At 54.4% G+C, this 20,006-nt stretch carries 15 protein-coding genes, 6 tRNA genes and 1 pseudogene; 15 read left to right on the forward strand and 7 right to left on the reverse strand.

Annotation, left to right across the window (positions count from 1 at the left end):
- Positions 1-89: 89 nt before the first annotated feature.
- Positions 90-614, reverse strand: a complete 525-nt coding sequence (locus PSSD_RS03595) for a GNAT family N-acetyltransferase (protein ID WP_039327364.1) — start codon at positions 612-614, stop codon at positions 90-92.
- A 429-nt stretch (positions 615-1,043) separates the two neighbouring features.
- Between PSSD_RS03595 and PSSD_RS03600 the strand changes: the two genes are divergently transcribed.
- Together PSSD_RS03600 and PSSD_RS03605 are read left to right on the forward strand one after the other, a co-directional pair.
- The gene (locus tag PSSD_RS03600) at positions 1,044-2,735 is read left to right on the forward strand and encodes a sensor histidine kinase (protein WP_058969483.1); all 1,692 of its coding nucleotides are present in this window, start codon (positions 1,044-1,046) and stop codon (positions 2,733-2,735) included.
- Positions 2,732-3,457, forward strand: coding sequence for a LytR/AlgR family response regulator transcription factor (locus PSSD_RS03605; RefSeq protein ID WP_039327375.1), 726 nt, complete (start codon positions 2,732-2,734; stop codon positions 3,455-3,457). The genes PSSD_RS03600 and PSSD_RS03605 overlap by 4 nt, the downstream gene beginning before the upstream one ends.
- Positions 3,458-3,490: 33 nt before the next feature.
- Here PSSD_RS03605 and glk read toward each other — a convergent pair whose 3' ends face one another.
- On the reverse strand, positions 3,491-4,456 hold the full coding sequence (gene glk, locus PSSD_RS03610) for a glucokinase (protein ID WP_058969485.1): 966 nt from the start codon (positions 4,454-4,456) through the stop codon (positions 3,491-3,493).
- Positions 4,457-4,612: 156 nt separating this feature from the next.
- Positions 4,613-6,268 carry an alpha-keto acid decarboxylase family protein gene (locus PSSD_RS03615; RefSeq protein WP_058969487.1) on the reverse strand — a complete coding sequence of 552 codons (1,656 nt, stop codon included), beginning with the start codon at positions 6,266-6,268 and terminating at the stop codon, positions 4,613-4,615.
- Positions 6,269-6,480: 212 nt separating this feature from the next.
- On the opposite strand from PSSD_RS03615, the gene mgrA reads away from it, so the two are divergent.
- Together mgrA and PSSD_RS26390 are read left to right on the forward strand one after the other, a co-directional pair.
- The gene (gene mgrA / locus PSSD_RS03620) at positions 6,481-7,473 is read left to right on the forward strand and encodes an L-glyceraldehyde 3-phosphate reductase (RefSeq protein WP_058969489.1); all 993 of its coding nucleotides are present in this window, start codon (positions 6,481-6,483) and stop codon (positions 7,471-7,473) included.
- 159 nt (positions 7,474-7,632) lie between these two features.
- Positions 7,633-7,938: pseudogene (locus PSSD_RS26390) on the forward strand (DUF2502 domain-containing protein); the annotation flags it as partial.
- A 76-nt stretch (positions 7,939-8,014) separates the two neighbouring features.
- On the opposite strand, the gene PSSD_RS03630 reads toward PSSD_RS26390, so the two are convergent.
- On the reverse strand, positions 8,015-9,256 hold the full coding sequence (locus tag PSSD_RS03630; protein WP_039327390.1) for an Nramp family divalent metal transporter: 1,242 nt from the start codon (positions 9,254-9,256) through the stop codon (positions 8,015-8,017).
- 369 nt (positions 9,257-9,625) lie between these two features.
- Here PSSD_RS03630 and PSSD_RS03635 point away from each other — a divergent pair, with 369 nt between their 5' ends.
- The 5 genes from PSSD_RS03635 (at position 9,626) to PSSD_RS03655 (ending at position 15,259) form a co-directional block, all read left to right on the forward strand.
- Complete coding sequence (locus PSSD_RS03635) at positions 9,626-10,816, forward strand: NupC/NupG family nucleoside CNT transporter (RefSeq protein WP_039327393.1); 1,191 nt, start codon at positions 9,626-9,628, stop codon at positions 10,814-10,816.
- Positions 10,817-11,009: 193 nt separating this feature from the next.
- The gene (locus PSSD_RS03640; RefSeq protein WP_058969492.1) at positions 11,010-12,098 is read left to right on the forward strand and encodes an LLM class flavin-dependent oxidoreductase; all 1,089 of its coding nucleotides are present in this window, start codon (positions 11,010-11,012) and stop codon (positions 12,096-12,098) included.
- Entirely contained in the window at positions 12,098-13,081 is a 984-nt protein-coding gene (locus PSSD_RS03645) for an ABC transporter substrate-binding protein (RefSeq protein WP_039327400.1), read from the forward strand. Before PSSD_RS03640 ends, PSSD_RS03645 begins: the two co-directional genes overlap by 1 nt.
- Entirely contained in the window at positions 13,078-13,668 is a 591-nt protein-coding gene (locus tag PSSD_RS03650) for a cysteine dioxygenase family protein (protein WP_058969495.1), read from the forward strand. The genes PSSD_RS03645 and PSSD_RS03650 overlap by 4 nt, the downstream gene beginning before the upstream one ends.
- Complete coding sequence (locus PSSD_RS03655) at positions 13,661-15,259, forward strand: rhodanese homology domain-containing protein (RefSeq protein ID WP_058969497.1); 1,599 nt, start codon at positions 13,661-13,663, stop codon at positions 15,257-15,259. Before PSSD_RS03650 ends, PSSD_RS03655 begins: the two co-directional genes overlap by 8 nt.
- Before the next feature lie 778 nt (positions 15,260-16,037).
- Here the strand turns inward: PSSD_RS03655 and PSSD_RS03660 are convergent.
- Together PSSD_RS03660 and PSSD_RS03665 are read right to left on the reverse strand one after the other, a co-directional pair.
- Positions 16,038-16,114 (reverse strand) — tRNA-Ala (locus tag PSSD_RS03660).
- A gap of 43 nt (positions 16,115-16,157) precedes the next feature.
- A tRNA-Ala gene (locus PSSD_RS03665) sits at positions 16,158-16,233 on the reverse strand.
- Between the two features lie 342 nt (positions 16,234-16,575).
- Between PSSD_RS03665 and PSSD_RS03670 the strand changes: the two genes are divergently transcribed.
- Complete coding sequence (locus tag PSSD_RS03670) at positions 16,576-17,364, forward strand: formate/nitrite transporter family protein (protein WP_039329656.1); 789 nt, start codon at positions 16,576-16,578, stop codon at positions 17,362-17,364.
- 111 nt (positions 17,365-17,475) lie between these two features.
- The gene (locus PSSD_RS03675; RefSeq protein WP_039329658.1) at positions 17,476-17,829 is read left to right on the forward strand and encodes a YfeC-like transcriptional regulator; all 354 of its coding nucleotides are present in this window, start codon (positions 17,476-17,478) and stop codon (positions 17,827-17,829) included.
- Between the two features lie 84 nt (positions 17,830-17,913).
- Here PSSD_RS03675 and gltX read toward each other — a convergent pair whose 3' ends face one another.
- On the reverse strand, positions 17,914-19,335 hold the full coding sequence (gene gltX / locus PSSD_RS03680) for a glutamate--tRNA ligase (RefSeq protein WP_039329659.1): 1,422 nt from the start codon (positions 19,333-19,335) through the stop codon (positions 17,914-17,916).
- Positions 19,336-19,608: 273 nt separating this feature from the next.
- On the opposite strand from gltX, the gene PSSD_RS03685 reads away from it, so the two are divergent.
- The 4 genes from PSSD_RS03685 (at position 19,609) to PSSD_RS03700 (ending at position 20,005) form a co-directional block, all read left to right on the forward strand.
- Positions 19,609-19,684 (forward strand) — tRNA-Val (locus PSSD_RS03685).
- A gap of 48 nt (positions 19,685-19,732) precedes the next feature.
- Positions 19,733-19,808 (forward strand) — tRNA-Val (locus PSSD_RS03690).
- A gap of 41 nt (positions 19,809-19,849) precedes the next feature.
- A tRNA-Val gene (locus PSSD_RS03695) sits at positions 19,850-19,925 on the forward strand.
- Positions 19,926-19,929: 4 nt separating this feature from the next.
- A tRNA-Lys gene (locus PSSD_RS03700) sits at positions 19,930-20,005 on the forward strand.
- The last annotated feature ends 1 nt before the right edge of the window (position 20,006 follow it).

Consider the following 20,006-nt stretch of genomic DNA (forward strand, 5'->3'; position numbering starts at 1 on the left):
GACCGTCCGAGCGACGCTGGTCACTGCGGTGACCGAAGAAGAACATAACGCGCTGATAACAGAATTGTCGAGAGCAACAGAATATTTTTTTAATTTTCTGGATTCAGGCGACCGAACACCCAATCGTTCACCCATTGGTCGTTTAACAGGTAATTATCCCGTAGCGTACCCTCTAGCTCGAAACCATTCTTTTCCAGAATGCGCCGCGATGGCCAATTCCCCTCGATAACCAGCGCTTTGAGCTTATGAAATTCTGCCTCCAGCAAGAAGTCACAGAGCGCTTGCAGGGCTTCACTGCCATAACCGTTTCCGGTAAAGCGATGGCAGAGCATGTAACCCACTTCGGCCTGGCGATAGGGCTGCCATTCGGCACTGCATCCAAACAGGCCAATAGGTTCATTGGTGTCACGCAGGCGCGCCACTAGGCAGAGCATGTGGAAACTGCTGGCCTGCCAGGGCGCGAGCCGGTCATTAAAACGCTGGCGAATGTCATTTTCATCAGGAATTTCGCTGACCCATGTCATGGTCGCGGGGTCTTCATGCACGGCTTTAAAGATTTGCCAGTCTTCGGGTTGTAAGCGAGTCAGAGATAAACGAGGGGTGAGAAGTTGCATTGCTGCGCTCCGCGAATTTACTCAGGGCAACATAGCAAACCGGACAATAGACAACCAGCGCTCAGCGCACGGATTTATTAATCCTCTTTTTGTTACTCAAGTTTTCCTCTTTTTCCTGATGTTCTTGCTGCGGGTCCGTGCGCAATCCAGAAAAGCCGCGTCCGATCGCAAAGGAAGCACGCATCCCTGCAGATCGGCCGCGCCGTCCATGGCGCGGACGCTTCGCTCTTCGGACGCGGCTTTTCTGGACCTTAAGCATAGGAGTTGCTGTTTAATCATCATGGCCGGCTGTCAATTCTCGTTAAAAATTGATCTACACCATCAGAAGCGTTTGTCGGGTGCCTTTGCGCTGGCAGATCTTGATCACATTTTTTATCATAGCCCCATCCAAGCTCAGTCTGAGAGATGCCCTTGCCTTCCCACTTCGACATGCTGTTGGCGGTGTTTGACCGCGCTGCATTGATGCTGATCTGCCTTTTCTTCCTCACGCGCACGCGCGTGTTTCGTCAGCTATTGCAGAAAGATGAGCATTCGATAAAAGAGAAAGTGGTGGTGACGGCGATTTTCTCGCTGTTTGCGCTGTTTAGTACCTGGTCAGGTATCAACGTGGATGGCTCGTTGCTGAACGTACGCGTGATTGCGGTGATGTCAGGCGGGATTCTGTTTGGCCCCTGGGTCGGCATTGCCACCGGTGTCATCGCGGGTGTGCATCGTTACTTGATTGATATGGACGGCGTCACCGCCGTGCCCTGTTTAATCACCAGCATTATTGCCGGGATCGCGTCAGGCGTGATCAATCGTCGGGTGGGTAAAGAGCAGCGTTGGCGCGCCGGTATCTTAGGCGGCATGCTGTGCGAAACCCTCACCATGCTGCTGATTGTGCTGTGGGCCAGACCGATGTCTCTGGGCTTTTCGATTGTCTCAGAGATTGCGCTGCCGATGATCCTTGGCGCATCCAGCATCGGCCTGATTGTGCTGCTGGTGCAGAGCGTAGAGGGTGAAAAGGAGGCGATTGCTGCGCGTCAGGCCAAGTTAGCGCTGGAGATTGCCAACAAAACCCTGCCGCTGTTTCGCCAGGTGAATAGTCAGTCATTACGCCAGGTGTGCGATATCATCCGCAGCGATATTCATGCTGACGCGGTCGCCATCACCAATACCAAACAAATTCTGGCTTACGTCGGTTACGGCGAGCATAACTACCAGAATGGGGATGATGGCATCAGCCCCACCACCGCGCAGTCCATCGCCAGCGGCAAAATCATTATCAAGAATAATGATGAGGCGCACCGCACCAAAGATATTCACTCGATGCTGGTTATTCCCCTTTGGGAAAAAGGGGAAGTGACAGGCACACTAAAAATCTATTATCGCCGGGCGCACCGCATCACCGGTTCGCTAAAAGAGATGGCGATTGGCCTGTCACAAATCATCTCCACTCAGTTAGAAGTATCGCGCGCGGAGCAGTTGCGCGAAATGGCCAACAAAGCGGAACTGCGCGCGCTGCAAAGTAAGATCAACCCGCACTTCCTGTTTAATGCACTCAACGCGATTTCGGCGTCCATTCGCCTCAATCCCGATACGGCGCGTCAGTTGGTGATTAATCTGTCGCGTTATCTGCGCTACAACCTGGAACTCAACGATGACGAGCCCATCGATATTAAAAAAGAGTTGTGGCAGGTGAAGGATTACATTGCCATTGAACAGGCACGCTTTGGCGGCAAGCTCTCGATGATTTACGACATCGATGAAGACCTGCACTTTTCTCTGCCAAGCCTGCTGATTCAGCCACTGGTGGAAAATGCCATTGTGCACGGGATCCAGCCGTGTCGCGGCAAGGGTGTGGTGACATTGAGCGTGAAAGATTTGGGCGATAATGTCCGCGTGGCGGTGCGTGATACCGGTGCCGGTATCAGTGAAGAGGTTATTTCTCGCGTGGCGCGCGATGAGATGCCCGGCAATAAAATTGGTCTGCTGAATGTCCATCATCGGGTCAAACTGCTTTCGGGTCAGGGGCTAACTATCATCCGTCATCAACCCGGCACCGAAATCTCCTTTACGCTAAGTAAAAATGGTCAGCGCCTGGCTGCGCCATTAAGCCTTATTTCGGAACACAACGCGTGAAAGCCATCATCGTCGAAGACGAATTCCTTGCTCAACAAGAGTTGAGCTGGATGATTCAGCAACACAGTCAGATCGCTATCGAAGCCTGCTTTGATGATGGTCTGGAGGTGTTGAAATACCTGCAAAACCACCGTGTGGATGTGATTTTCCTCGATATCAATATTCCGTCTCTGGACGGCATGCTGCTGGCGCAAAACATTAATCAGTTTGCTCACAAGCCGTTGATCGTGTTTATCACTGCCTGGAAAGAGCATGCGGTGGATGCCTTTGAACTGGATGCGTTTGACTACATTCTCAAGCCCTACCAGGAGTCGCGCATCATCACCATGCTGAACAAACTCGAAGCCACCGCGCAGCAGCAGCACGCGCAGGCCCAATCAGCCCAGAGTGCGCCGTTGACCGTCAATCTGGTGAAAGATGAGCGCATCATCGTCACCGATATCAACGATATCTATTACGTTGAGGCCCATGAAAAGCTGACGTTTGTTTATACCCGCCGCGAAGCCTATGTGATGTCGATGGCGATCAGCGAGTTTTGCAGTCGCTTGCCGGAGCAGCTGTTTTTCCGCTGCCATCGCTCGTATTGCGTCAACCTCAGCAAAATTCGCGAGATCGAGCCGTGGTTTAACAACACTTATCTGGTGAAGTTGCGTGATTTGGATGCGCAGGTGCCAGTGAGTCGTAGCAAGGTGAAGGCGTTTCGCCAGTTGATGAGGTTATAAGGCGAACGGCGCAGCGCCGCTCGCCCTTGTGCGTTACAGTACGCGGCCCAGCGTTTGGCGCAGATGCGCACCCGCGCCCAGTAAGCCTGGCTGATCGTGAGTAATCATGTAGACCGGAATATCCACCAGGTAATCACGGAAGCGGCCTTTATCTTCAAACGCAGCGCGGAAACCCGAGGCTTTGAAGAAGTCGAGGAAGCGTGGCACGATGCCACCGGCAATATACACCCCGCCAAAGGTGCCGAGATTCAGCGCCAGGTTGCCACCAAAACGTCCCATGATCACGCAAAACAGCGACAGTGCGCGACGGCAATCGGTGCAGCTGTCTTGTAATGCGCGTTCCGTGACATCTTTAGGCTTAAGATTTTCAGGCTCGCGCTGGTCAGATTTAACGATAGCGCGATACAGATTCACCAGCCCTGACCCGGACAGCACACGCTCCGCTGATACATGGCCCAGCTCGGCGCGTAGCACCTCAAGGATTTCACCCTCTTCTTCGCTGTTTGGTGCGAAGTCAACGTGACCACCCTCACCCGGCAGGCTGATCCAGCGCTTATCCACATGCACCAGATGGCTGACACCCAAACCGGTACCGGCACCGTAAATGGCAATTGGTTTGCCTTCCACCGGGGCTTTACCGCCAAACTGCAGCACTTCTTTTTCAGAGAGCATCGGAATGGCCATCGAAACTGCGGTGAAATCATTGATGATTTCCAGACTCTCGAAGGCCAGATGTTCTTTCATCTCACGCGTTGAAAATGCCCAATCGTGGTTGGTCATCTCCACCCAGTCCCCGGTGATTGGGCAGGCAATCGCGATACAGGCGTGTTTGATCTCCAGCTTCTGCTCATCGAGATAAGCACGAATCACCGCTTCGAGATTGTCGTAGTCTGATGTTGAGAATGTTTTGGCCTGGGAGATGGCGCCGCTCTCCACCTCACACAAGGCGAGACGAGCGTTAGTACCGCCCACATCGCCGACCAGGGCGTATTTTGTCATTCTTCTGCTGCTCCGCTTGGGTCATAAACAATTGCAGGACACTATATAAGAGCCTGCCAATAAAACAATCACGCCCACCAGCATGATGGGCGTCAATACTTCAGATGTGTGGCACAGCCTGACGTTCACAGCCTCATGTGTATAGAGGCAATTTTCCTAAACCTGTCCGCTGTTGCGCTGATGCAGCGAGGCAGTAACCTTGCGCAGCAGAGGTGGCAGGTCTTGTTTCTCCATCACCACTTCCACCAGCGTCAGCCGGCGATTCAGCATTAATTGCTCCATCACCGCCGTCAGTTGCACCGTCTCACTCACCCGCCATGAGTGTGCCTGACACTGCACACTCATGGCGTGCGGCAGCGCGGTCCAGTTCCACGGCGCGATATCGTTGTAGCGCTGCTCAGCACCGTGAATCGCCCGTTCAACCGTGTAGCCGTCATTATTTAACAGGAAGATGATCGGCTGTTGCCCGTCACGCTGCATCGAACCCAACTCCTGAATAGTCAGTTGCGCTGAGCCATCACCAATGATCAGGATTACGCGGCGATCCGGCTGCGCAGTTTGTGCGCCGAAAGTCGCTGGTAAAGTATAGCCAATCGATCCCCATAACGGCTGCACCAGCAGTTGCGCGCCCTGTGGTAAACGCAGCGCTGCCGCACCAAACGCCGCCGTGCCTTGGTCGGCCAGGATAATATCACCCGGCTGCAGGAAGCGCTGCATCGCCTGCCAGAATGCACGCTGACTGATTACCGCATCATCAGGTTGCTCATTTTCTTCGCAGGAAACAGGGTCGGCCAGCGCCCAATGTGCGCAGTGACGTTGATAAATCGGCAGCAACACCGCCAGCGCCTGTGCCATGCTCAGCGGTGCAAAGCGTTCTCCGCCCACCGTGGCGTGGAAGGGTTGCAGGTCAATCACGCGTTCTGCAGGCAGATGCTGAGTGAAGCCAGCAGTTAAGGTGTCGGTAAAGCGCACGCCGACACACAGCGTCACATCGGTCTCTTCAATCGCACGGCGTACCGCTTCACTGCTGCCCTCCGCGGCGTAAGTGCCAACATAGCCCGGCTGCTGCTCATCCAGTACACCTTTGCCCATTAATAAGGTCGCGGCGGGAATAGCGCGTAGCTGGCGCAAGGTTGTGAGTGGTTTTTGCAGTTGCCAGCGTGCCGCGAGGAAGTCCGCCAGCAAGGCGACACGCTGCGCGGGCGCCAGAAGACGTTCAGCGGCTGCTGCAAACGCTGCAACAGCGGAATCGTCTGGTGTTGCTGAAGAAGGTAAATCGACGAGTTCAACCTGTGCGGCCGCCACGTCGACCGCCAGCAATAAATAGCCAGGCCGGTGATGATGCAGTGACTCGGTGATAACACGATCAATTTCCGCGACGGCATTCTCCGCTGTCAGCACCGCGCTGGCGACGCTGACCTCCTGTGCCATACGCAGGAAGTGATGGAAGTCGCCATCGCCTAAAGAGTGATGCACACAATGCCCCTGCTGCTGGGCTCGGCTGGCGGGAGCGCCAACAATATGAATCACCGGCACATACTCCGCATAGCTGCCCGCAATACCATTTATTGCGCTGAGTTCGCCCACGCCAAAAGTAGTGAGTAAGGCGGCGGCACCGTTGCAGCGTCCATAGCCATCTGCCGCGTAGGCTGCGTTTAACTCATTGGCGCAGCCGACCCAGGCGATCTCAGGGTGATCGATTACGCTATCGAGAAATTGCAGGTTGTAATCGCCGGGCACGCCAAACAAGTGACGGATACCCGCCTGCTGTAAACGGTGCAGTAAATAGTCGCCAACAGTGAGAGTTTTCATCGACAGCTCCTTCTTAAGGGGATGATCGAAGTATCAGCAATGTGGCTGAATTGGCGAGATTTTCACCATCACCGCGCTGTGATTTGTGGCAAGCAATCGTTACGACGACAGAAAATTCTGTAAGTTGCGATCTTCGGCCCGTTTCGGCTTAGTGTAAACGCATACACTGCTATGCTGATGTCACTTTCTCCCCTTTGAGACAGGAACGCTGCATGTCTATTTTTCCCCATCCCGACCGTTATCAACAGATGCAATATCGCCGTAGTGGCCGTACCGGCCTGAAGCTGCCCGCGATTTCGCTGGGTTTATGGCATAACTTTGGCGACAGCACGCGCGTCGATAACAGTCGTGAACTCCTGCGCCACGCCTTTGATCGTGGCATCACTCACTTTGATCTCGCCAATAACTATGGTCCGCCTCCGGGTTCCGCCGAGTCCAATTTTGGCCGTATTCTGCGCGAAGATTTTGCCGGACTGCGTGATGAACTGGTGATCTCGACCAAAGCGGGTTACACCATGTGGGATGGCCCGTATGGCGATTGGGGATCACGCAAGTATCTGGTTTCCAGTCTCGATCAAAGCCTGAAGCGTATGGGGCTGGAGTACGTCGATATCTTCTATCATCACCGTCCTGATCCAGAGACACCGCTGGAAGAGACCATGCGCGCGCTGGATCACGTGGTGCGTCAGGGCAAAGCGCTGTATGCCGCCATTTCCAACTATCCTGCCGATAAGGCCGCTGAAGCGATCGCCATTTTGCGTGACCTTGGTACGCCATGTCTGATCCACCAGCCAAAATACTCCATGTTCGAACGCGCCCCTGAAGAGCAAGGCTTGCTGGATGTGCTGGGAGACAATGGTGTCGGCTGCATCGCCTTCTCTCCGCTGGCGGGCGGTGTGTTGACTGACCGCTATCTGCAAGGCATTCCAGAGGATTCACGCGCCGCCAGCGGCAGTAAATTCCTCAATGAGAGCCAACTGACCCAAGAGAAAATGGAGAAGGTGCGCAAGCTGCAGGCTATCGCGCAGCAGCGTGGGCAGAAGCTGGCGCAAATGGCGCTAAGCTGGGTGCTGCGTGATGAACGTGTGACTTCCGTGCTGATCGGTGCCAGCAAAACTGCGCAAATCGATGATGCTGTTGAGATGTTGAGCCAGCCGGTGCTCACGCAAGACGAGATTAATGCCATCCACGCCATTTTAGTGTAAGCGCTTACCCACCCGGTTCAGGCCGGGTGTTTTCCGCAGCAGATAATTCTCAATTCAGATTTCCCTCAACCTTTTCAGACTCATTCTCAAGGCACACTTGGTCCGATGTGGCAGACTAGCGCAACGGTGGCAGTGATAAGCCACTGAAAAGGAGAAGTAATGAAACGAGCTATTTTGTTTGCCGCGTTGCTGGCATCTTTATCCCCGTTGGCAATAAGCACAGCACATGCCGATAGCCTGACTATTCGCACACCCGGCGTGACGTTACATCTCGGCGACCGTGATCGTCGCGGTTATTACTGGGATGGTGGACGCTGGCGTGAACCGCGTTGGTGGAATGACCGCTACTCATACAATGAACGCCGCTGGTGGCGACATGATGAATGGCGACGCCATAAAGAGTGGGAGCGTGAACATCGCTGGCACGAGCGTGAACGCCGCGCACACTGGCGACACGATCATCGGCCGCCACCGCCACCCCGCCTCACTGGCGTTAAAAAATCCCGGCCTCAGAGCCGGGATTTTTCATTGAGCGATTGCGTTACCAGCCGAGCGCTTCGCCCACCAGTAAGTAAAGGTTCAACGCCACCACCAGCACCACAATCAGGCGCCCCGCGTTCTGCATCAGGCGTGAATTCACCATCTCATCGCCCATCAACTCACGGTTGCCAGTAAAGGCAAGCAGCGGAATCAGCGCCAGCGCAATACCAAAACTGAGCAGCACCTGGCTCATTACCAGAATGCGGGTGGGATCCCATCCCGCCCAAATCACAATAAAGGAAGGCAACATGGTGATGGTACGGCGCAGCCACAGCGGAATGTGGAAGCGGATAAAGCCCTGCATCACCACCTGCCCCGCCAGTGTGCCAACAACGGTCGATGACAAACCGGCGGCGACCAGACTCAAGCCAAACACAATGGCAGCCGCTTTGCCCAGCAGCGGTTGCAGCGTCAGGTACGCCTGGTCGAGATCGACAATGCTGGTGTGGCCGCTAAAGTGGAAAGCCGCAGCGGCAGTGGCCATCATCGCCAGATTGACAAAGCCCGCGATAGTCATGGCAATCGCTACATCGAGTTTGGTCGAAGAGTAGCGATCGGCTTTGCTGCCGATATTGCCGTGCTGTGTCAGTGCGGAATGGAGATAAATGACATGTGGCATGATGGTGGCACCTAACACACCTGCCGCCAGGAACACCGCATCGGATGTCGGCAGCGAAGGCAACGCCATGCCGGTCACTAACTCACTCACTTTCGGCTGCGAGAAAAACAGCTCAACGATGTAAGCCGCGGCGACAAACAGCAGCAGGCCGCCAATCACTAATTCCAGCGGTTTCTGACCACGGTTTTGCAACATTAAAATCAAATAGGTGGCAACGCCGGTCAACACTGCACCTTGCAGCAGCGAAATCCCCAGCAGCAGCTTGAAGCCCAGCGCCGCACCAATAAATTCAGCGAGGTCTGTGGCCATCGCGATGATCTCTGCCTGCACCCAATAGAACCACACCGCCGGGCGCGGGAAACGATCGCGAATATGCTCAGCCAGGTTTTTGCCGGTAGCGATGCCCAGCTTGGCGGACATCAGCTGAATCAGCATCGCCATCACGTTAGCCCAGACTACCACCCACAGCAGCTTATAGCCGTAGGCCGCACCGGCCTGGATGTTGGTGGCGAAGTTACCGGGATCAATATAACCGATCGCCGCGATGAAGGCTGGGCCCAGCAGCGCGAGCTTGATTTTTCTGGCTCCGCGAGCGGCGCGCTCAGCGGTGCGGCTTTCTGACATAGTGTTGACCCTGTCCTAACGCTTGATGACCCTCACAGATTACGGGGCCAGCAAGGCAAGTGAAATATGGTTATCGTTATCGTAGTAATAGATGGTGCTATGAAGTATAGCCATTGCTATACCTTGCGGTAAAGCCAGTTCTTGCCAAAATGTTTGCAACAGGAATCACTCTACTCTCGGGTTATTTTATAGACAATGTTTTTGTGGATATTTCTTGTAACGGATTTGTGAAGAGGGTGTGAGCGGTGAGACTATTCTTAGAAATATGTCGATACCGAATACTTATAATGTGGTTTAGATCTCGTTTTTAAGTAACGCGTTACATAGAATACGCAACAAAATACAACCCTCCTCAAATTTGGAGCCGACATGTCCCATATTTTGCACTTTCTTTTGGCATTAGTGGTGGTAGCCGTACTGGCCTTGCTGGTCAGTCACGATCGTAAGAGTATCCGTATTCGCTACATCGTACAGCTTCTGGTGATCGAAGTTTTGCTGGCGTGGTTCTTCCTTAACTCTGAAGCGGGCCTCGGCTTCGTGAAAGGGTTTGCCGGTCTGTTTGACCATCTGCTGAAGTACGCCGCAGAAGGGACCAACTTCGTGTTCGGTAACATGAATGAGAAAGGCCTCGCCTTCTTCTTCCTCAATGTTCTGTGCCCGATTGTGTTTATTTCCGCGCTGATCGGTATTTTGCAGCATTTCCGTATCTTGCCATGGGTGATCCGCGGCATCGGTACCGTGCTGTCTAAAATCAACGGCATGGGCAAACTGGAATCCTTTAACGCCGTAAGCTCTCTGATTTTGGGACAGTCAGAAAACTTCATCGCCTATAAGGATATCCTCGGCAAGATGTCACAGCGCCGCATGTACACCATGGCAGCGACCGCTATGTCGACTGTATCGATGTCAATCGTCGGTGCTTACATGACCATGCTGCAGCCAAAATATGTGGTTGCTGCGCTGGTGCTGAACATGTTCAGCACCTTTATTGTCCTGTCGCTGATTAACCCGTACCGCATCGACAGCGAAGAAGACCTGCAGTTGCAGGACCTGCATAAAGGTCAGAGCTTCTTTGAAATGCTGGGTGAATACATCCTTGCTGGTTTCAAAGTGGCGATTATCGTTGCAGCGATGCTGATTGGTTTTATCGCGCTGATTTCTGGTCTGAACGCCCTGTTTGACCTGATCTTCGGCATCAGCTTCCAGGGTGTGCTGGGCTACGTGTTCTACCCGTTTGCGTGGGTGATGGGCGTGCCGTCCAGCGAAGCGCTGCAAGTCGGCAGTATCATGGCGACCAAACTGGTTTCAAACGAATTCGTGGCGATGATGGATCTGCAGAAAATTGCCGGTCAGCTGTCACCGCATGCCGAAGGCATCCTGTCTGTGTTCCTGGTCTCCTTCGCTAACTTCTCGTCTATCGGGATTGTGGCGGGTGCAATCAAAGGTCTGCATGAAGAGCAGGGTAATGTGGTTTCTCGCTTTGGCCTGAAACTGCTGTACGGTTCAACCCTGGTGAGCGTGCTCTCTGCCGCTATCGCCGGGCTGGTTCTGGCCTTCTGATAGTTTGGGCGAGCTTCGGCTCGCCCTTCTCTTCTTAATTATTCCTATCTGTTATAACCCCATTTTCAACCCGCAATCACCGCGCCAACCGCTGCTTCCCCGCTAATTGCAAATCCTTTGCACAATATTGAATTTCCTTCCCAGCCACCTGCCCCCGTAGCTTTTCTCCATGACCTCACATCAGGAGAATCGTATGAGCATTCAATTTCTTGGCATGATTGGCCACCGCCTCGCTTCAGAAATCATCCCGGCCAGCGGCCCGCTGTTCGATAAAGACTACATCGCTCGCTTTGCCCGCGCCCATGAAGAAGCCGGTTTTGATCGTATCCTGGTCGGCTATTGGTCCGATCAACCCGACGGTTTTTTGGTCACGGCCCACGCTGCGGCCCACACCTCGACATTGAAATTCCTGCTGGCACATCGCCCTGGTTTTGTCGCACCAACGTTGGCCGCGCGTAAGCTGGCCTCGCTGGATCATCTCACCGATGGCCGCCTGGCGGTGCACATCATCAGCGGTGGCAGCGATGTAGAGCAGCGCCGCGATGGGGATTTCCTGAATAAAGCCGAACGCTATGCACGCAGCGATGAGTTTCTGACCGTGTTGAAACAGAGTCTGGAATCTTCACAGCCCTACGATCATCAAGGTCAGTTCTATCAGGCTGAACAGGCATTTTCGGCGATTAAACCGCTGCAGAAAAAACTGCCGGTCTATTTTGGTGGTTCATCGCAGGAAGCGATTGATGTTGCGGCGCGCCACGCCGACGTATTTGCACTGTGGGGCGAGCCGTTAAAAGGGGCTGAAGAGACGGTGCGCAGCGTGCGTGCCGCTGCGGCTCAGCAAGGACGTGAAATCGACTTCAATATCTCCTTCCGCCCGATTATCGGCAAAACCGAGAAGGAAGCCTGGGAACGTGCCGAGCATATCCGCGAAACGGCCGAAAAACAGCTGCGCGAAACCGGCTTTGCCTTTGGTAAACCCAAACCGCAAAGCGTGGGTGCGCAACGCCTGTTGGCCGCCGCGAACGAAGGGGATCGGCTGGATAAGGTGCTGTGGACCGGCGTGGCCAAACTGGTTCAGGGCGGCTACAACTCTACCGCGCTGGTCGGCACCGCCGATCAGGTTTCTGATGCGCTGCTGGACTACTATCGCCTTGGTATTCACAGCGTGTTAATTCGCGGCTTCGATCCACTCAATGATGCGGTGGAGTATGGTCAGGAACTGATTCCCCTGACGCGTGAAAAAGTGGCCGCGCATACTGCTGCGGTTAAAAGGAGCGCCTGATGCGGTTGGCTGCCCTGTTTGCCGGTGTTGCACTGGCGCTATCTGCGCTTAATCCGTTGTTGGCGGCGGATAAAGTCACCCTGCGCTTAGGCGATGTGAAAGGCGATCGTTTTGCCGCGCTGAAAGCCTCTGGCGAGCTTAATAACCTGCCTTACGATCTCAAACTCACTGCTTTCGATTCCGGCGCACCCGTGCAGGAAGCACTGAATGCTGGTGCGCTTGACGTCGGCTTTACCGGCGACCTGCCGTTCCTGTTTGTCTATGCCGCTGGCGCGCCGGTTAAAGCCGTGGGCGCCTGGCAGAATAATCCTGACAGCATCGCCCTGCTGACGCGTCCGAATGCCGGGATCCACAGTTTGCAGGATTTAAAAGGCAAGCAAATCGCGGTGAATCGTGGCGGCTGGGGCCATTATCTGCTGCTGGGCTTGCTGGAACGAGCCGGATTGAAGCCTGACGATGTCACGCTGCGTTTCCTTGGCCCGGTGGATGGTCGTGCGGCATTGACGTCTGGTGCGGTATCGGCCTGGGCGCCGTGGGAACCGTACATCGCCACCTCAACGGCGGTGGATGGCACCGTGCGTGTCCCTGACGGCGGCGGCAAGGGAATTATGTCCGGTTACTCGTATGCCTTAGCGCGCGATGAAGCCTTGAATGATGCCGGTAAGCGTAAAGCCATCGCCGATTTGCTGGCACGTCTGGCAAAAGCACAGATTTGGGCGCAGCAGCACCCGCAAGAGTTCGCAGCGGTGCTGGGCAAAACACTCAATATGCCCACAAACATTACCAGCAGCTGGATTGCCGATGCGCGAATCCGCCCGCTGGTGTTTGACGCCAGCCTGATCCCTACGCTGCAACAGTCGGCAGACTTCTTCCATCGCTATCAGGTATTGCCCAAAGCGATTGATGTCAGCAAAGCCTTTGATTTCAGCCTGTCTGCGCAGGCCAACCAGGTTGCTCAACATGCGCCGGGAGACAAATCATGAGTGAGTATCAACACCATCGTTTACGCCGCTTTGTCAGTGATCTGGCGAATTTACTCGACAGTCAGCCCGATGAGGTCACGGTTTTGCAACAGGGCAGTGCCTGGCTGGGCGAGCTTATTCGCCATGATGACTGGTTAGATGAAGCCTATACCCAGCCGCATCCAGACCACTATCAACAATATCTGCTGTATGCCGATGCTCAGCAGCGCTTTTCGGTCGTGAGTTTCGTGTGGGGACCGGGCCAGCAAACACCGATTCACGACCATCGCGTGTGGGGCTTGATTGGCATGCTGCGCGGCGCGGAGATTTCACAATCCTGGCAGCCGGGGCCACATGGATTACAACCTGAAGGTGCTCCCGTGCGTCTCAATCCAGGTCATGTTGAAGCCGTCTCCCCCACCGTGGGTGATATTCACCGCGTGAGCAACGCCTATGACGACCGCGTCTCGATCAGCATCCACGTCTACGGTGCCAATATTGGGGCGGTAAAACGCGCGGTGTACCGCGAAGACGGCAGTGAAAAACAGTTTATCTCCGGTTACAGCAACCGCTATTTACCAAACATTTGGGATCTCTCACATGAGTAAAACGACTTTCCCTCTCCGCCCGGCAGCGGAGATTCTTGAAGCGCTGCGTCAGCAGCAGGAAGTGGCGATTGTGGATGTGCGTGACGAAGCGCTGTACGCCACCGCACATCCGCTGTTTGCGGTGAATATTCCGCTCTCCAAACTGGAACTCGAACTGTTAGATCGCATCCCGCAGCACAGCACATCCATCACTTTATATGATAACGGCGAAGGTCTGGCGCAGGCAGCAGCCGAACGTATAGCCGCACTGGGCTACAGCAATGTGGCGCTGCTGAAAGAGGATTTAGCTGGCTGGCAAGCTGCAGGCGGCGAGCTGTTTATTGATGTCAATTCGCCGAGCAAAGCGTTCGGTGAACTGGTGGAGCATCACAATCACACCCCTTCCCTGTCAGCGGATGAGGTGCACGCCCTGATCAACAGCGATGCCGATGTGGTGGTGCTGGATGCCCGCCGCTTTGATGAATATCAGACCATGAGCATTCCCGGTGCCACCAGCGTACCGGGCGGTGAGCTGGTGTTGCGCGTGCGCGATCTCGCCCCTTCGCCGGAAACCACTGTGATTGTGAACTGTGCGGGACGTACGCGCAGCATCATTGGTACCCAGTCGTTGGTGAATGCCGGGATACGCAATCCGGTATTCGCACTGCGTAACGGGACCATCGGTTGGACGCTGGCGGGACATGCGCTGGATAAAGCGCAGTCGCGTCGCTACGGTGAGACCAGCGAAACCGCACAGCGCCAGGCCGCGAATAATGCACGTAATCTTGCCGATCGTGCCGGCGTTGAACGTATTCCGCTGGCAACCTTGAAGCGCTGGCAGCAGGAGCCACGTACTACTTACGTATTTGATGTGCGCGATGCCGAGGAGTACGCCACGGGCCATCTGCCTGGCAGCCGCCACGTGCCAGGGGGACAGCTGGTGCAGGAGACCGACCACTATGCCAGCGTACGCGGCGCGCGCATTGTATTGATTGATGACGACGGCGTACGCGCCAATATGACAGCCTCCTGGCTGGCGCAGCTTGGCTGGCAGGTTTCAGTGTTAGAAGAGTTGCAGCCAGAGGATTTCAGTGCAACCGGCAACTGGAAACCCCAGGTGCCAGCCGTCGAACAGCCAGAATTTGTTTCGCCTCAGCAGCTCGCGGACTGGCTGGGCGAGGGGCAAACGCAAGTACTGGATTTCACCACGCGCGCCAATCATCTCAACAGCCATATTCCCGGCGCGGGCTGGCTACTGCGTTCAACGCTGCAACAGCAAGGCAAAGGTGCATTACCCGATGCACGACGCTATGTTCTGACCTGCGGCAGCAGCCTGTTAGCCGGTTATGCTGTCGAGCAGGTCGCTGAGTTGACCGGCAAGCCGGTGTTTGTGCTGGAAGGGGGTAACGCGGCGTGGCGTGCAGCAAACCTTCCGACCGAACAAGGCGAGCAACAGTTACTGTCACCGGATATCGATCGCTATCGTCGCCCGTATGAAGGCACGGATATCGAACCGAAGGTGATGCAGGCGTATCTGGATTGGGAGTATGGTCTGGTCGCGCAGCTGGACCGCGATGGTACGCACGGTTTCAGGGTATTGCCGTTGGCTTAATATGTTGCTGGGCGACCAGAAGGGCTTTTGACACTCATTCAAGCGCTTTCGGTCGCCATTAATGACTGATTGCTTGTCAGTTAAGCTGCTGACGATAACGCAGGCTGGAGCCACACCGGGGCTGGCGGTCCTCGCGCCGCTACGCGGTGCCTTCACTTCATTCGTCTGCCTTACGGACCGGTGCCGATGGAACATCCATGTTCCAGCGCCACCTTTCGCCCGCGTCCTGCGGGCTCTCCTGGCATACTCGCTCAGCTCAGCGCTGCGGATGCCTGCCCCGGTGCGGCCCCAGCCGGCTCATCAGCTTCAGTGCGGGTTGTCAAAAAGAGCACACTGCTTAAAGCTATGACGTCTCTGCTGCACACTCAGGGCTATCCGCAGCGCTGAGACTTTTACGTTGGGCCAGGAGCCCCACGCGGGGAGGCGTGGGGCAGTTCGCGGCCGACCATGGATGGTCATCCGCGAACGGTCCGTCCGGCACGACGTGAAAGTCGAAGGTACCGCGTCAGCGGTGCGAGGACGGCCCAGAGGGGGCAGTAGTGGCGGCAGAGCCCGCACTGAAAAGAAAGGCCACTTATCAATAAGCGGCGCGAGGACCGCCAGCCCCGGTGCGGCTCCAGACGGCGTTATCATCAGCCGTTTGACTGACGAGCATTACGCCATTAATGCGCACTTACAACAGACATCCATTGCATAGCAAAAACGCCAAAAGCACGATTATTCGTGTTTAGTTTTTTTTGTTTAAAATTTTATTACGCGTTCAGAACGAACAAAGATTTGGTGGAGATAAGCGGGATCGAACCGCTGACCTCTTGCATGCCATGCAAGCGCTCTCCCAGCTAGAGCTATACCCCCACATCTGGAAATTCTTATTCAGTGCCCATCGTTAATAACGATTTGGTGGAGATAAGCGGGATCGAACCGCTGACCTCTTGCATGCCATGCAAGCGCTCTCCCAGCTGAGCTATACCCCCAGCACCGAAAACTGCCGATTTAACTCGACGGACGGCATAATATGAAACCGCCTCCTGAGTGTCAACGTCAAATTCTTGTTCTGTGTTCAATCGCTGAAAAAGGCGGCAACCCCGCGTCATAATGGCTTTTTTTTCAACGCAATCGCACTTTCCTTTGCTGATTTTCGCATGACCTACACACCCCGCCAGGTTAAATCGCGGTTAAAGATGTTAGGAATAATCTTGTGTTCGTTACGGGTGCGTGTAAACTTAGCGCGCTAATTAACCGGTCAACCTTCCAGGGTAAGTCTCTCTTTGGCCGGCCAGCAACTTCCCCCTTGTTAACGAAAAGAAAAGTGAACTATGTCGCTGCATACACCAAAAGAGATCGCCCAACTGGCGATTCAAGCTGGCGTGGCTAAAAGCCGTTTGCCGGTTTCTACCTTGTTAATTCTTGGCTTTATGGCCGGTGCATTTATTGCCACGGGTTTCCTGCTCGATCTGCACGTTATCAACCAACTCCCTGCTGAATGGGGTTCGTTTGGTGGCTTCCTCGGCGCTGCAGTGTTCCCGGTGGGTCTGATCCTCACCGTGTTAGCCGGTGGCGAACTGCTGACCGGCAACATGATGACGATGCCGATTGCCTGGTTCGCTCGCCGCATCAGCGGTTTTAGCGTGCTGCGTAACTGGTTCTGGGTCACTATCGCCAACTTCTTAGGCAGCGTGGCCGTGGCGTGGTTCTTTGGCCACATGCTGGGTATGACCGAAGGCGATTACCTGAAGAAAACCGTGGCGATTGCCCACGCGAAAGTGAATGCCGACTTCTTGCATGCGTTCATTTCAGGTATTGGCTGCAACTGGCTGGTGTGTCTGGCCGTGTGGTTAGCTTTTGCCAGTAAAGATATGGTCGGTAAAATCTTTGGCATGTGGTTCCCGGTGATGGCATTCGTCGCCATTGGCTTCCAGCACGTCATCGCCAACATGTTTATTGTGCCTGCCGCCATTTTTGCGGGCCAAATGAGTTGGGCAGAATTTGCGCCAAACGTGATTGCCGTTTTCCTGGGCAACGGTGTCGGCGGTGCAATTTTTGTTGGACTCACCTATTTCCTCGCTTTCCGTCCAGAACAGCCTTCCGTTAGCGAAGCACAGTAATCGAATTATGCCTTTTGTCATCTGACAAAAGGCATTTTCCTGTCGGATGACTTCTCCCCGTTACGTTTTGTTGTAATATGTACAGCTAATGTATTTAACAGGGACAGCATCGTGAAAAAGGAATGGCTCACCCCCGAAGAGCTCGCGCTTGAAACGGGCTACAGTCGGCAGACCGTGAATAAATGGATCAAGCGAGAGAACTGGACAACCACGCCTAAACCGGGTGTTCAGGGCGGTAAAGCGCGATTAATCCACATTGACGAGCGTGTGAAAAGTTTTATCCAGTCCACGCGTCATGTGAACGAACCGGTGGCCAATTACGGTGCTCAACAAAATACGTTGCCTGCGTTATTAATAAATTCTGTCCAGCAAATGACAACAGGCGAACAAGACCAACTGGCCGCCCTGCTGCTGCGCGAAGGGATAAGTGGTGTGCTGGAACGGCTAGGCATTAAAGAAGAATAAAAAAGCCGGGGGCATTATGCTCCCGGCTTTTTTAATGCCCGCAATAATTGTAGCGGCAGCCTTTGATGGCAGCCGCTCACTCAATTAAGCCTGGGCTTCACGCTCAGCAATAAATGCCAGCGCTTTTTCAATACGCGCCACGCTACGGCTGCGACCAATGGCTTCAACGGTGACATCCAGTGCCGGAGACTGGCCTGCGCCCGTCACCGCCACACGCAGTGGCATACCCACTTTGCCCATTCCCAGCTCCAGTGCATCGGCTGCGCCCTGAATCGCGTTATGCACGTTTTCCGCATTCCACTCGCTGTCACTGAGCGCAGCCAGCTTATCACGTACCACTTCCAGCGGCTGACGCGCAACAGGACGCAAGTGTTTCTTGGCCGCATCCGCATCAAAGGCGTCGAACTCTTCATAGAAGTAACGGCAAGAAGCCGCGATCTCGACCAGCGTTTTGCAGCGCTCACCCAGCAGCGTCACCAGCTTCGCCAGTTCCGGGCCGGTGCGGGTATCAATATTTTGCTGTTCAATGTGCCACTGCAGCTGCGTCGCCACATATTCTGGCGGCAGCGTATTAATGTAGTGATGGTTCAGCCACTGCAGTTTTTCAGTATTGAAAGCACTGGCTGATTTGCTGACCGCATCCAGGGTAAACAGCTCGGCCATTTCTGCCACGCTGAAAATTTCCTGATCGCCATGCGACCAACCCAGGCGAACCAAATAGTTGAGCAGTGCTTCCGGCAGATAGCCGTCATCACGATACTGCATCACACCTACCGCGCCATGACGCTTCGACAACTTCTTGCTGTCATCACCCAGAATCATAGAAACGTGCGCATAGGTAGGCACTTCAGCGCCAATCGCTTTCAGGATGTTAATCTGGCGCGGCGTGTTATTAATATGGTCTTCACCACGAATAACGTGCGTGATGCCCATATCCCAATCGTCGACCACGACGCAGAAGTTATAGGTCGGCGAACCATCAGTACGACGGATGATCAAATCATCCAGCTCTTGGTTACTGAATTCGATCGGACCACGGATTTGGTCATCGAAAATCACCGAACCTTCTTGCGGGTTACGGAAACGCACCACACATGGCTCATCCGCAGCGTGATGCTCGTGGCTGTCACGGCAACGACCGTCATAGCGTGGCTTCTCACCTTTCGCCATCTGTTCTTCACGCAGAGCTTCTAAACGCTCTTTTGAGCAATAGCATTTATAAGCAGAGCCAGCCTCTACCATTTCATCAATGACCGCGTTGTAACGATCAAAGCGCTTCGTCTGATAGTACGGGCCCTCATCCCATTGCAGGTTAAGCCAGTGCATACCATCCATGATGGCTTCAATGGCTTCCGGCGTAGAACGTTCTAAATCGGTATCTTCGATACGCAGAACGAATTCGCCCTTGTTATGGCGAGCATACAGCCAGGAATAGAGAGCAGTACGGGCACCGCCCACATGCAGGTAGCCAGTGGGGCTGGGTGCGAAGCGAGTTTTGATTTTCATTCAGCATTGCCTTAGATGCGCAGGTTTCTTTATCTGGATGACAAAAAAACGGGTTAACGCGAAAAAACAGTGGGCATATTCTAGCAGGTGAGACGCTTTCCTCAATGACTCTCGCGGTGGCATCGCTTATTCAACTGCGTTTTTCTGCTAATAAAACCAGCACATTGACTAAAAGCGCGACATTACGCCTAAATTTAGAGCGAACAAACATTTATGTTTTAAAAAGCGTTGACTCACTTCGAAGGATCCCTATAATGCGACTCCACACAGCGGGGGTGATTAGCTCAGTTGGTAGAGCATCTCCTTTACACGGAGGGGGTCGGCGGTTCGAGCCCGTCATCACCCACCACTCTTAAAGTGGTCCGCAGTGTGCAAAAGTTTGGAAAGAGTAAGATATGGGCGATTAGCTCAGTTGGTAGAGCATCTCCTTTACACGGAGGGGGTCGGCGGTTCGAGCCCGTCATCGCCCACCATATCTTAGTCAGATGACACTCTTGTTAAGCAGTTCCGAAGTGGGCGATTAGCTCAGTTGGTAGAGCATCTCCTTTACACGGAGGGGGTCGGCGGTTCGAGCCCGTCATCGCCCACCACTTCGGGTCGTTAGCTCAGTTGGTAGAGCAGTTGACTTTTAATCAATTGGTCGCAGGTTCGAATCCTGCACGACCCACCAA

The sequence above is a fragment of the Type-D symbiont of Plautia stali genome (genome assembly GCF_001485335.1).
GTDB classification, from domain to species: Bacteria; Pseudomonadota; Gammaproteobacteria; order Enterobacterales; family Enterobacteriaceae; genus Pantoea; species Pantoea vagans_C.